The organism is Citrobacter youngae (assembly GCF_003818115.1).
Taxonomy (GTDB): domain Bacteria; phylum Pseudomonadota; class Gammaproteobacteria; order Enterobacterales; family Enterobacteriaceae; genus Citrobacter; species Citrobacter youngae.
In genome coordinates this window covers 78,544-91,801 of the sequence record NZ_RPOI01000025.1, presented here as the reverse complement: position 1 = coordinate 91,801, position 13,258 = coordinate 78,544, and the positions used below count along the sequence as shown (strand labels likewise).

Sequence of the window (13,258 nt, the reverse complement as noted above, 5' to 3'; positions counted from 1 at the left end):
GGTCTTGCGACGTTATGCGGTATTAGCTACCGTTTCCAGTAGTTATCCCCCTCCATCGGGCAGTTTCCCAGACATTACTCACCCGTCCGCCACTCGTCACCCAAGGAGCAAGCTCCTCTGTGCTACCGTTCGACTTGCATGTGTTAGGCCTGCCGCCAGCGTTCAATCTGAGCCATGATCAAACTCTTCAATTTAAGTTTGATGCTCGTGAATTAAACTTCGTAATGAATTACGTATGTTCACTCAGAGACTTGGTATTCATTTTTCGTCTTGCGACGTTAAGAATCCGTATCTTCGAGTGCCCACACAGATTGTCTGATAAATTGTTAAAGAGCAGTTGCGACGCGCTTTAGCGCTCTGTCGCGAGTTGGGGGGGGGGGGCGTATATTACGCTTTCCTCATTCAGAGTCAAGCATTTATTTTTGCTTTTCTCCGCTGACCCGGCGGCGTGTAATCCGTTGTTCCGTGTCAGTGGAGGCGCATTATAGGGAGTTATTTCAGGCTGACAAGGGGAAATTTAAAATAATTCTCCGAGTGCGTATTTTTTCACCAAAACAGACTAAATTGCCAGTTTTTCGAGCGTTTTGAAGCCATAGCGCTGCAACACTGGCAATAATTGTTCAGCCTCTGTTGTCATTGCCATGCAAAATGCCACATTCTCATCGGCCGATTTTGCATCTGGCGCTTCGTGTTCTAATAACCAGGCCGTTCGACGCGCAATCGCAGCACCAGAATCCACCAGCCTCGTCCCCTCGGGCAGGACCTGTAAAAGCTCTTCCTGTAATAGAGGGAAATGGGTGCATCCAAGGACCACCGTATCAGGAGGTTCCGACATCCGCAGCCACGGTCGCAGAATACGGCGCAGCTCTTCCAGAGAAACTGTTTCGCCGTGCAGCTTCGCTTCTGCCAGCTCCACCAACTCAGCGGATCCCAACATCGCTATCTGACACTCGTTAGCAAAGCGCGCAATCAATTCGTGTGTGTACGAGCGTTTCACCGTCGCGCGCGTCGCCAGTAGCCCTACAATACCATTCGCCGTGAGCCGCGCCGCGGGTTTAATCGCAGGCACCACACCGACAACCGGAAAAGCGAACTTTTCACGTAATGCCGGGAGTGACACCGTGCTGGCGGTATTGCATGCGATAACCGCAAGTGCGAGGGGATATCGTTGCTGAACTGCAGTCACAATCTCAACAACACGCTCAACGATAAACCCTTCGCTTTTCTCACCATAAGGAAAGGCGACGTTATCGAAAGCATATATATAGTGGAGATCCGGCAGGAGATTCCGGATCTCATTGTAGACCGACAACCCACCGACGCCGGAATCAAACACCAGCACGGTGGGACGTGAATCAGAAGGTGTAGCTGCCAGACAAGGTGTATTCCCGTCCTGCAGTTGGGTAGCCATAAACTGTCTCGTAATCTTTATCGAACAGGTTGGCGATTTTACCACGAACTGTCAGCTGTGAGGTGATCGGATATGACACTGCCAAATCCCACAAACTCACACCGCCCATTTTTACCGGTTGATAAGTAACGTAGTCCGTATCGTATCGCGTCCCCAGATATTGATATGTCAGGCCCCAGTCAAAATCATAGACCTGCCAGTCGAGCTGGTATTTCACCTGCTGTTTAGAACGACGAGCCAGTGGCTCGTTGGTAATCGCATTACGCGAATCTACGTAGTCGTAGCTAAGCGTATGCGCCAACGGCCCGGTGTCGAAGTTTGCAGTCGCTTCGATACCTTTAATACGCGCTTTGCCTTCGTTGTAGTACTTCTGAGTGTGGGTGTTGTAGTCGATCATGTCATCGATATCGTTGCGATACCCTGACACGCGCCAGTTAACCCCTGATGTTATCCCTTCAAACGCCCCTTCCCACTGCTTACTCTCTTCGGGATCAAGGTTTGCATTGCCGTAATAGCCATGCAACTGACCCAAATTTGGCGCTTTGTAAGATGTGCCATAGGAGGCAATGAAACGATAGCCTTCGATAAACTCCCATCCGGCACTGGTTTGCCATGTACCATGACGACCAAACTCAGAGTTATCATCACTACGTGCCGCACCTTCGAAGGTGAAGTCACCAAGTTGCTGCAATCCCGTCAAATAAAGGCCAGTATTACGTTGGTCGTAACCGTCCGTAACATACCCAGTGCCAGGTTCCGTAGTTTGCTTTTGCCAGTCCACGCCTGCACCAATGTTACCGTGGCCAACAACTATGCTGTTTGACCACTGAACATTGTATTGCTTCATATCATCTAACGTGGCCGAGGTATCATAGCGGCCATAGTTCGGATCATAGTTGTAGTCTTTACTGTGGCTGTAGCTCGAAACCAGTTGTGACTGAATCAGCTCGCCATTAAAACGTAACCCAGCGTCCCAGCTCTGGCTATAAAGCTGTCGGGTATCAAGTAGCGCCGAGCCAGGAGAATAATACGAGTCATAATCTGTGCGGTTATCATAACCATAACCACGAACAAACCCGCTCCATGTCTCGGAGAAGTTGTGCTCCAGTGCGCCATACAGCGTCTTGCTTAAGAAACCGTCTTTATCCGGTTGAGCCTGTGCGCCAGTGCTACCGTAGGCCACGACATCGAAGCCTTTGGTGTAGGCATAATCGCCCATCAACGTGACACGCGTATTTTCGCCAAGCTGTTGTTGGGTTGCGATATCGTAATTTTGATACCCATTGCTTCCCACGCCGGCAGTCAGTTCCGTCCCTGGTTTTTCGCGCGTAGTAATGATATTCACCACGCCGCCAATCGCATCCGAACCATATATAGCGGAACGCGGCCCGCGGATATACTCAATACGTTGCACCAGCGATACCGGGAACTGGCTAAGATCGGCCGAGCCGCTAACTCCCGCTAAATTAAGACGCACACCATCTATCAACACCAGAACATGGCTGGCGTTAGTGCCGCGAATAAAAATAGACGAGTTTTGCCCCATACCGCCGCTTTGTGCGATATCAACACCAGGCAAACGACGCAGTACATCGTTTACCGAGGTAGATTGCCAGCGATCGATGTCCTGACGTGTAACGACGGTGATGGGTGCAAGTACTGCACTTAGGGGCTGCTGAAAACGGTTGGCAGTAACGACGAGAGTATCTGGGCTAGCATCCTGCGCCCAACCAGAAGATGCCGCGACGGAAAGCGCCGTCAACAGCAACGATTTTTTAATCATTGTAAAGCATCCACAATATAAGAAGGATGCCGCAGGTCCACCGATAGTACGCGATAGTGAAAACCAGATGCGACGTTAGCCGGCAGGTCTTCGGGCTTGGAAGGTTATTCAGGATACCGAATAAAAAGAAATGAGGACTTCCCACCCACAGGCAGTGTCTGCTTTACGCTCTCATTTCACCTTTCCTTACCGCTGCGCGTCAGCTCCAGATTTACACTGGATTCCCTTTTAACTCACAGGACCGGAAAACGGATGCTACAGTTTGTTACAACCTGGTGTCCAGACCGGATATCACAATATCGGAAATCATCAATAACTGGACATCTGATGAGCAATCCCTACAATCCCCGCGTACTTTTATTTTTCAGGACGCATCATGACCCCCGAACACCTTCCGACAGAACAGTACGACGCCCAGTTAGCTGAGAAAGTAGTGCGTCTGCAGAGCTTAATGACGCCATTTTATGCACAGGCTCCGGAAGTGTTTCGCTCACCGGTCAGCCATTACCGTATGCGCGCCGAATTCCGCCTGTGGCATGACGGTGATGACCTGTACCACATCATGTTCGACAGCCAGACCAAAAACCGTATTCGCGTCGACAGCTTTCCGGCGGCCAGCGAGCTCATTAACACGCTGATGACGGCAATGATCGACGGCGTTCGCAACAACCACGTCCTGCGCCACAAACTGTTTCAGATTGATTACCTCACCACCCTGAGCGATCAGGCGGTGGTTTCGATGCTGTACCATAAAAAGCTGGATGATGAATGGCGTAAGGAAGCCGAAGCGCTGCGAGATGCGCTGCGGGCGCAAAACCTGAACGTGCATTTGATTGGTCGGGCTACCAAAACCAAAATTGAGCTGGACCAGGACTACATTGACGAACGCTTGCCGGTTGCAGGTAAAGAGATTATCTACCGCCAGGTTGAGAACAGCTTCACCCAGCCAAACGCCGCTATGAATATTCAGATGTTGGAGTGGGCGATTGATGTCACCAGGGGCTCAAAAGGCGATCTGCTGGAGCTGTATTGCGGCAATGGCAATTTCTCGTTAGCTCTGGCGCAAAACTTCAACCGCGTACTGGCGACGGAAATCGCCAAGCCGTCCGTGGCTGCTGCGCAGTACAACATCGCGGCTAACCAGATTGATAATGTACAAATAATCCGCATGGCGGCCGAAGAGTTTACACAGGCGATGAACGGCGTTCGCGAGTTCAACCGTTTGCAGGGAATCGATCTGAAGAGTTACCAGTGTGAAACTATCTTCGTTGACCCACCGCGCAGCGGTCTGGACAGCGAAACGGAGAAAATGGTGCAGGCGTATCCGCGCATTCTGTACATCTCCTGCAATCCGGAGACGCTGTGTAAGAATCTGGAAACGTTAAGCCAGACGCACAATGTTTCACGTCTGGCGCTGTTCGATCAGTTCCCGTATACGCACCATATGGAGTGCGGAGTACTGTTAACGAAGAAGTAAGACTGAACGGAGGCCGGATAAGCACTACCGGTTCAGATTGCCGGATAGCGGCTTTGCCTTATCCGGCCTACAGCGACAACTGTTACTCCACAATTTCCTGTTTACGGTTACGCACTTTAAAGCCGATCCAGAACACCAGAATCACCGACAGCACCGCCGGGAAGAAGTTAGAGCCAATATCCGGATATTCAGCACGTACCACGGTGCTGTACAGCAGAACACCGAGAATAAAACAGGCGGCGGCCAGGCCCGGCAATCCCACAGGCATGGTGCGGTTCTGATAGCGTTGATGCAGACAATAAACCGTCAGCACCAGCGAAATAATCGGGAATACGGAGAATGGCACAATGGAGCTAAACAGCGCCGCAAATGTGCCATTGATCGATAAGCCAGCAACCAGCGCCAGCAGCAGCGTACCTTTATCTTGACCTGACTGTTTCATTGCTTGTCCTTCTCGTTACTCGGAGTGGTGCGTCATCTTCTCTTGTTCACGGCGGTACCAATAAAATGCGCCTTTCGCGATCATGCGCAGTTGCAATACCAGCCGCTCTTCCAGCTGCCGACGCTGTTCAGCGCCAACATCCAGTGCTTCTGCCCCGGCGCTGAAAACAATGGTTACCATGGCTTCGGCTTGCGCTTCAGTAAACGCACGAGGCATATGGTTTTCGAGTTCCAGATAGTCCGCAAGTTCCGCAATGAAGTGCTGAATTTCACGTGCGACCGCTGCACGAAACGCTGCGGAAGTCCCCGAACGCTCGCGCAATAATAAACGGAAGGCGTTGGGATTGTTGCCGATGAACTCCATAAATGTTGAGACCGAGGTGCGGATCACACTCCCGCCTTTAGCGATGCGCTGACGCGCCTGGCGCATCAACTGGCGCAGCATCAGACCACTCTCGTCCACCATCGTCAGACCGAGTTCATCCACATCGCGGAAATGGCGATAAAACGAGGTTGGCGCAATGCCCGCTTCACGAGCGACTTCGCGTAAACTGAGGCTGGCAAAACTACGCTCAGCGCTGAGTTGACTAAATGCGGCTTCTACCAGCGAACGCCGGGTTTTCTCTTTTTGTTGCGCTCTAACGCCCATCACGATGTCTGAATCCTTCCACATACCTTGCTGGCACTATACCAGAGATTAGGCGGTTGGCATGGCTTTGTGAATGATTGTTTACGCGCAGTTTGTGCTTCGACTTCGCAAAAAAGCACAACGATAATTGGGTTATCCCGACAACGATGTTACTATTCTGTTGCTTTTATGTATAAGAACAGGTAAGCCTGACCATGTCACATTCCTACGATTACGATGCAATAGTAATAGGTTCCGGTCCCGGCGGCGAAGGCGCTGCAATGGGTCTGGTTAAGCAAGGAGCGCGCGTCGCGGTAATTGAGCGCTATCATAACGTCGGCGGAGGCTGTACCCATTGGGGCACAATCCCGTCGAAAGCGCTCCGCCACGCAGTCAGCCGTATTATCGAATTCAATCAGAACCCACTTTATAGCGACCATTCCCGACTTCTTCGTTCTTCTTTCGCCGATATTCTCAACCACGCTGATAACGTCATTAATCAGCAAACGCGTATGCGGCAAGGATTTTACGAGCGTAACCACTGCGAAATTTTGCAGGGCAATGCCCGTTTTGTTGATGAACACACGATCGCCCTGGAATGCCACGACGGTACAGTGGAAACACTCACCGCAGATAAGTTTGTTATTGCCTGTGGCTCACGCCCTTATCACCCAACTGACGTCGATTTTTCGCACCCACGCGTTTACGACAGTGATTCTATCCTCAGCCTGCATCACGAACCTCGCCATGTTCTGATTTATGGCGCAGGCGTGATTGGCTGTGAATATGCGTCGATCTTCCGAGGAATGGACGTAAAAGTTGATTTAATCAACACCCGCGATCGTCTGCTGGCGTTCCTCGATCAAGAGATGTCCGACTCGCTCTCTTACCACTTTTGGAACAGCGGTGTGGTCATTCGCCACAACGAAGAGTATGAGAAGATTGAAGGCTGCGATGACGGCGTCATCATGCACCTGAAATCCGGTAAGAAACTGAAGGCAGACTGCCTGCTGTACGCCAATGGTCGCACCGGTAATACCGATTCGCTGGCACTGGAAAATATTGGTCTGAAAACCGACAGTCGCGGGCAGCTAAAAGTAAATAGCATGTATCAGACCGCGCTGCCGCACGTCTATGCCGTTGGCGATGTGATCGGTTACCCAAGCCTGGCATCTGCAGCTTACGATCAGGGGCGTATCGCCGCCCAGGCACTGGTCAAAGGCGAAGCCACCGCGCATCTGATCGAAGATATCCCGACCGGGATTTATACCATTCCGGAAATCAGCTCCGTCGGTAAAACCGAACAGCAGCTAACGGCAATGAAAGTCCCATACGAAGTCGGTCGCGCCCAGTTTAAACATCTGGCGCGGGCGCAAATCGTCGGTATGAGTGTCGGAACGCTGAAGATCCTGTTCCATCGCGAGACCAAAGAGATTTTGGGGATCCACTGCTTTGGGGAACGCGCAGCCGAAATTATTCATATCGGTCAGGCGATCATGGAGCAAAAAGGTGGTGGTAACACCATCGAGTACTTCGTTAACACCACCTTTAACTACCCAACCATGGCAGAAGCCTATCGGGTAGCGGCGCTAAACGGCTTAAACCGCCTGTTTTAACGCACTGTCGAAATGGCCATCCATTGATCCCCGGATGGCCTCTGCCAGCTGTTCATAACGGCTGCGCAGCGGCGAACCAGGACGGTACACCAGACCAATCGTACGACGCGGTTCGGGTTTAATGCACGGCAGATAAACGACACCATCACGCTTACGCTCCGGCGGAACAGCCAGCGCAGGCAGTAAGGTAATCCCGCTTCCTGCCGCCACCATGTTACGCAGCGTTTCCAGACTGGTTGCCCGAAAATGGGTATCTTCATCAGCACCCGCTTCAAAGCAGAAGCCCATTGCCTGATCGCGCAGGCAGTGCCCATCTTCCAGCATCAGCAGTTTTTCACCCGCCAGATCGGACATCGGTACACAGTCACGGTTTGCCCACGGATGATCTTCATAGATCGCCAGCAGCATAGGCTCATCAAATAGCGGTACTTCGATGAACGCCTCACTCTCTTTCACCAACGCCAGGATCACGCAGTCGAGCTTACCGCTATCCAGTTGCGCCAGCAGCTGATGCGTCTGCGCTTCATGCAGGTACATTTCCAGTTTCGGGAAGGTCTGGTGCAACATAGGGATAATATGCGGCAACAGGTATGGCCCCACCGTTGGGATCAAACCAATATGCAGCGGGCCTGACATTGTCTCGCCTTGTTGGCTTGCCATTTCCTTGAGCACTTTGACCTCGCGCAGCACGGTACGCGCCTGATCCACCAGCACTAAACCTGCCTGAGTGAACAGCACTTTACGACTCGTACGCTCCAGCAGCATAACGCCAAGCTCATCTTCCAGTTTGCGGATTTGCCCGCTAAGCGTTGGCTGGCTGACGTGGCAGGAGTCCGCCGCTCGCCGGAAGTGACGATGCTCGGCTAGCGCCACCAGGTATTCAAGATCACGAATATTCATTATTCATCCTCCATCGCCACGATAGTTCATGGCGATAGGTAGCATAGCAACGAACGATTATCCCTATCAAGCTCTCTGTTTAATAATGCACCACAGAAACGGAACGGTACCCTTTAACCCTTGAAGCGCCTGTCCGTTCTCATACTCGAAATAACTAAAGCCAACGTGAACTTTTGCGGACCTCTGGTCCGCATTTTTTTTGCATAAAAAAGCCCGGCTTAATGCCAGGCTCTGATAACTTTTTGCCTGATGACGCTACGCTTGTCAGGCCTACAACAACAAAGGTTATGCGAGACGCGCCTTTGCATCGTCGATCGCCTGCGCAACCTGCTGGGGTGACACGCCGCCTTTCGCCGCACGTTTATCCAGACAGGATTGCAGTGAGAGTATCGGATAGACATCATCGCCAATGACGCTGCTGAACTTTTGCAAGTCAGCAAGCGACAGCGCTTCCAGCGGTTTGCCCTGACGAATCGCCTCAACCACCGTCTCACCTACGATATGGTGTGCTTCTCTGAACGGAACACCTTTGGCAACCAGATAATCCGCCAATTCAGTGGCGTTGGCATAACCCTGCTGCGCCGCTTCCTGACAACGCGGACGTTTCACCTGGATGCCATCCAGCACCAGCGCGGCCATATGCAGACAGTCCAGCCAGGTGTCGAGCGCGTCGAACAGCCCTTCTTTGTCTTCCTGCATATCTTTGTTGTACGCCAGCGGCAGACCTTTCAGTGTCATCATCATGCCGGTCAACGCACCCTGCACGCGACCGCATTTGCCACGGATCAGCTCTAATGCATCCGGGTTTTTCTTCTGCGGCATCAGAGATGAACCTGAGGTCACACGATCGGACAGCTCGACAAAGCCCGCTTCACCGGTGTTAAAGAAAATCAGATCTTCAGCAAAACGCGACAGATGCACCATGCCGATAGAGGCATCAGAGAGCAACTCCAGTACATGGTCACGATCAGAAACGCTGTCCAGGCTGTTGCGGGTCGCCGAGGCAAAGCCCAACCAGCCCGCCAGCTGCTCGCGATCGATTTCATACGCCGTACCCGCCAGCGCGCCGCAGCCTAACGGACTAACGTCCAGACGCTTAAGCGCGTCCTGCAGACGGCTCTCGTCACGTGCCAGCATTTCGACATAAGCCAGACACCAGTGAGCAAACGTCACCGGCTGTGCTCGTTGCAAGTGCGTGTAACCCGGCATAACCGCGTCCTGATTATCTTGCGCGGTGTCGACCAACGCGCTTTGCAACTGACGATTAGCAGACAGCAGTTCCATGACCGTGTCTTTGCACCACAGTTTAAGATCAGTTGCCACCTGGTCATTACGGCTACGCCCGGTGTGCAGTTTTTTACCTAACTGCCCGACTTTATCAATCAGCTTGCCTTCCACCCAGCTGTGAATATCTTCAGCATCGCTTTGCAGGATCTGCTGCGGATTCGCGCGAACCTCTTCCAGCAGATTATTCAACGCTTCTTCCAGCTGCAGTTGTTCATCAGCAGTCAGTACGCCGACGGTTACCAGCGCTTTGGACCAGGCCACAGAGCCGACAATATCCTGCTCTGCCAGGCGGTAGTCAAAACGCAACGAGTCGTTGAACTGTTTGAACCGCTGATCTGCTGCCTGTGTAAAACGCCCACCCCAAAGTGCCATAACGAATTTCCTTAATATGATATTTTTGCCCGGTGGCGCTGCGCTTACCGGGTCTACAAAACCCATCCAGGCCGGATAAGGCGAAGCCGCCATCCGGCACATTAATAGTTAAGCCAGAATACGCGTACCAATTGGCGTGCCGTTAAACAGCGCCGGGAGTTGCTCAGCATGACGCCAGGAAGCGATATCTACCGGGCGGCCCAGCGTACGCGCAGCATCCAGCGCCGCATTGACCTTCACGATCATGCCATCGGTAATAATACCCTGCTCAATCAACTGTTCCGCTTTCGTCGCGGTCATTTCGGCAATACGCTGGCCTTTGCCATCCAGAATACCGCTCACATCAGAAAGCAGGATCAGATCCGCACCCAGCGTTGCCGCCAGCGCCGTCGCCGCCTGATCGGCATTAACGTTCATCAACAGCCCATCCTCAGTAACGCCAATAGAGCTCACTACCGGCAGAAAACCGCTTTCCAGCAGCGTGTTAATCAGCTTAGGCGAACCCGGCTGCGCCAGTCCAACGTGACCCAACTCTTTATCGAGTGGCGTCACTTTTACACTGTCGCCATCGCCAAGATACAGACCCACAGAGGCAATTTGATGTTTCTTCGCCCAGGCCAGTAAAGTTTTATTCGCGGTTCCCGCCAGTGCCCCTGTGATGATGTCGATTTGATCGGCTGGCGTAACACGCAGACCATTTTTCTTTTTCACCGGCAGATTGAGTTGTTTCATCAGCTCGTCGACGACACAGCCACCACCGTGCACAATGACCAGTGGACGCTGATGCGACTCGCGATAATTTACCAGCGCGGTAAACAGACGCTCCAGCGCCTCTTCGCTATCCAGTAAAACGCCGCCCAGCTTGATAATTAATGGATTCATCATTGCACCCTTAAATAAGAGACTGCGTCTCAGCAAAGCCGAAACGGATATTTGCGCACTGCATGGCCTGTGCCGCCGCGCCCTTCAATAAGTTATCTTCAGTCGCTACCACAATCAGATGTTCGCCCTGCACTGCAAATCCGATATCACAGAACGGTAAGCCAACCACGTTTTTCAGTGCCGGAACGCCTTTTTCATACAGACGCACCAGTGGTTTATCGCTATATGCCTGTTGCAGCGTCTGCGCTACCTGAGCCTGAGTTACACCCGCATTCAGACGGCAGGTAATGGTTTCCAGGATCCCACGTGGGAAATTGCCCAGATGTGGAGTGAAGATCACCTCCGTACCCAGGTGAGTCGCGATTTCCGGCTGATGGCGGTGAGTAAACACGCCATATGGTTGCAGGCTCACTTCACAAAAGCTGTTCGAAATAGCGGCCTTACGGCCCGCACCGCTCACCCCACTGGTGGCGTTAATCACCGGCCACTGACGGAGATCCAACAGCCCGGCATCAATCAGTGGTTTCAGCGACAATTGTGCTGCCGTCGGGTAACAACCCGGCACAGCAATCAAATTCGCGTCTTTCAGTCTGTCTGCGCTCCACTCAGCCAGACCGTATACTGCCTGTTCCAGCAGTTCAGGATGCTGATGGGTAAAGCCATAGTATTTCTCATAAAATGCGCCGTCGTTTACGCGGAACGCGCCTGAGAGGTCAAACACCACACACCCGGCACGCAGAAACTGCGGTGCCAGATCATGACTGACCTCATGAGCCGTCGCGAGAAACACAACGTCCACCCCTGCGCTAAACTCGCTGATATCGGACATTGGCTGTAACGGCAAATCGACAATGCCTTTTAGCTGCGGATGTAAATCGGAGATTAATTTTCCTGCATCATTGCTTTGCGCTGAGACGGTCAAAGCGGTTATGGTCATATCAGGATGGCGATTTACATAGGTCACAAGCTCTGCGCCAGCGTAGCCACTCGCGCCCACAATCAGCGTATTCAACATCGGAGCTGTTCACCTTCTTAGATTCGGTTGCCAGGTATAAGCCTTTATCACCTCACCTTACACTTGGTGGGTTTTATTACGCTCAACGTTATTGTATTTTTATTCACAAATACTGCATGAATATTGATACTATCATGACCCGAGGTGTGTCAACAATGAAAAACAATTTACCGCCATTTATCGAGATTTACCGCGCTCTGATTGCCACACCGTCGATTAGCGCAACCGAAGAAGCGCTCGATCAAAGCAATGCAGGTTTAATCACTCTGCTGGCGAACTGGTTTAAAGATTTAGGCTTCAATGTTGAAGTTCAGCCTGTTCCTGGTACGCGCAATAAATTCAACATGCTGGCGAGTGTCGGGCACGGTGCTGGCGGCCTGTTGTTGGCAGGCCATACCGATACCGTACCTTTTGACGATGGCCGTTGGACACGCGATCCCTTCACCCTCACCGAACACGACAATAAGCTTTACGGTCTGGGTACGGCGGATATGAAAGGCTTTTTCGCCTTTATTCTCGATGCACTGCGCGGTGTGGATGTAACGAAACTGAAAAAACCACTCTACATTCTGGCTACCGCTGATGAAGAAACCAGTATGGCCGGCGCACGTTACTTTTCTGAAACGACCTCGCTCCGCCCGGACTGTGCAATCATTGGCGAACCGACATCTCTGCAGCCCGTTCGCGCGCACAAAGGCCATATCTCCAACGCAATTCGAATTTTGGGTCAGTCGGGTCACTCAAGCGATCCGGCACGCGGCGTGAATGCGATTGAACTGATGCATGATGCCATCGGCCATATCATGAAGCTGCGCGATGACCTGAAAGAACGCTATCACCATGACGCCTTTACCGTGCCGTACCCCACGTTAAATCTGGGCCATATTCATGGCGGCGATGCTGCTAACCGTATCTGCGCCTGCTGCGAACTGCATATGGATATTCGCCCGCTACCGGGTATGACGCTAAACGATCTCAATGGGTTACTTAACGATGCGCTGGCCCCGGTCAGTGAACGTTGGCCGGGTCGCCTGACGGTATCGGAACTGCATCCGCCGATTCCTGGCTATGAGTGTCCGCCGGACCATCAGCTGGTCGAGGTGGTTGAGAAACTGCTGGGCGCACAGACTGAAGTAGTGAACTACTGCACCGAAGCGCCCTTTATCCAGACGCTGTGTCCGACGCTGGTATTGGGTCCCGGTTCTATTAATCAGGCACATCAGCCGGATGAATATCTGGAAACACGCTTTATTAAGCCAACCCGCGAATTAATCACCCAGGTTGTGCACCATTTCTGCTGGCATTAGCGGCTTGTTGCCCTGATAACCCTTTAGGGGTGATTGGGGCGATTTCTTAACATTTCCATAAGCAACGCTTATTTGGTTCGATGTGAATTAAATAACGTAAATTGCCGCCATTTTTTCGTTTGCTGAACCGATTTCGCAG

11 protein-coding genes, 1 rRNA gene and 1 riboswitch are annotated in these 13,258 nt (G+C 52.2%); of the genes, 3 read left to right on the top strand and 9 right to left on the bottom strand.

Features of this window, described 5'->3' with window-relative positions; genetic code table 11:
• The 3 genes from EHN13_RS20760 to btuB all read right to left on the bottom strand — a co-directional run.
• Nucleotides 1-194 (bottom strand): 16S ribosomal RNA (locus tag EHN13_RS20760); the annotation flags it as partial.
• A gap of 365 nt (nucleotides 195-559) precedes the next feature.
• A complete protein-coding gene (gene murI, locus EHN13_RS20755) occupies nucleotides 560-1,411 on the bottom strand; it encodes a glutamate racemase (RefSeq protein ID WP_124022002.1) in 852 nt (283 codons plus the stop codon).
• A complete protein-coding gene (gene btuB / locus EHN13_RS20750) occupies nucleotides 1,356-3,194 on the bottom strand; it encodes a TonB-dependent vitamin B12 receptor BtuB (RefSeq protein WP_101741940.1) in 1,839 nt (612 codons plus the stop codon). The genes murI and btuB overlap by 56 nt, the downstream gene beginning before the upstream one ends.
• A gap of 64 nt (nucleotides 3,195-3,258) precedes the next feature.
• A riboswitch (cobalamin riboswitch) is annotated at nucleotides 3,259-3,455 on the bottom strand.
• A 115-nt stretch (nucleotides 3,456-3,570) separates the two neighbouring features.
• Between btuB and trmA the strand changes: the two genes are divergently transcribed.
• Nucleotides 3,571-4,671, top strand: coding sequence for a tRNA (uridine(54)-C5)-methyltransferase TrmA (trmA, locus tag EHN13_RS20745; protein ID WP_124022001.1), 1,101 nt, complete (start codon nucleotides 3,571-3,573; stop codon nucleotides 4,669-4,671).
• Between the two features lie 82 nt (nucleotides 4,672-4,753).
• Here trmA and EHN13_RS20740 read toward each other — a convergent pair whose 3' ends face one another.
• A complete protein-coding gene (locus EHN13_RS20740; RefSeq protein WP_003028863.1) occupies nucleotides 4,754-5,113 on the bottom strand; it encodes a YijD family membrane protein in 360 nt (119 codons plus the stop codon).
• A gap of 15 nt (nucleotides 5,114-5,128) precedes the next feature.
• A complete protein-coding gene (fabR, locus tag EHN13_RS20735) occupies nucleotides 5,129-5,764 on the bottom strand; it encodes an HTH-type transcriptional repressor FabR (RefSeq protein ID WP_003028862.1) in 636 nt (211 codons plus the stop codon).
• Between the two features lie 191 nt (nucleotides 5,765-5,955).
• On the opposite strand from fabR, the gene sthA reads away from it, so the two are divergent.
• On the top strand, nucleotides 5,956-7,356 hold the full coding sequence (sthA, locus tag EHN13_RS20730; RefSeq protein WP_124022000.1) for a Si-specific NAD(P)(+) transhydrogenase: 1,401 nt from the start codon (nucleotides 5,956-5,958) through the stop codon (nucleotides 7,354-7,356).
• On the opposite strand, the gene oxyR is transcribed toward sthA, so the two are convergent.
• From oxyR to argC, 4 genes are all read right to left on the bottom strand, one after another.
• Nucleotides 7,339-8,256, bottom strand: coding sequence for a DNA-binding transcriptional regulator OxyR (oxyR, locus tag EHN13_RS20725; RefSeq protein ID WP_124021999.1), 918 nt, complete (start codon nucleotides 8,254-8,256; stop codon nucleotides 7,339-7,341). The two genes, sthA and oxyR, sit on opposite strands and share 18 nt — an antisense overlap.
• 285 nt (nucleotides 8,257-8,541) lie before the next feature.
• Complete coding sequence (argH, locus tag EHN13_RS20720) at nucleotides 8,542-9,915, bottom strand: argininosuccinate lyase (RefSeq protein ID WP_048213973.1); 1,374 nt, start codon at nucleotides 9,913-9,915, stop codon at nucleotides 8,542-8,544.
• Between the two features lie 108 nt (nucleotides 9,916-10,023).
• Nucleotides 10,024-10,800 (bottom strand): acetylglutamate kinase, encoded by a 777-nt coding sequence (gene argB, locus EHN13_RS20715; protein WP_086523529.1) that lies wholly within the window; start codon nucleotides 10,798-10,800, stop codon nucleotides 10,024-10,026.
• 7 nt (nucleotides 10,801-10,807) lie between these two features.
• Nucleotides 10,808-11,812, bottom strand: a complete 1,005-nt coding sequence (gene argC, locus EHN13_RS20710; protein WP_116361113.1) for an N-acetyl-gamma-glutamyl-phosphate reductase — start codon at nucleotides 11,810-11,812, stop codon at nucleotides 10,808-10,810.
• Between the two features lie 155 nt (nucleotides 11,813-11,967).
• Here argC and argE point away from each other — a divergent pair, with 155 nt between their 5' ends.
• Complete coding sequence (gene argE / locus EHN13_RS20705) at nucleotides 11,968-13,119, top strand: acetylornithine deacetylase (protein ID WP_061066984.1); 1,152 nt, start codon at nucleotides 11,968-11,970, stop codon at nucleotides 13,117-13,119.
• Nucleotides 13,120-13,258: the final 139 nt, after the last annotated feature.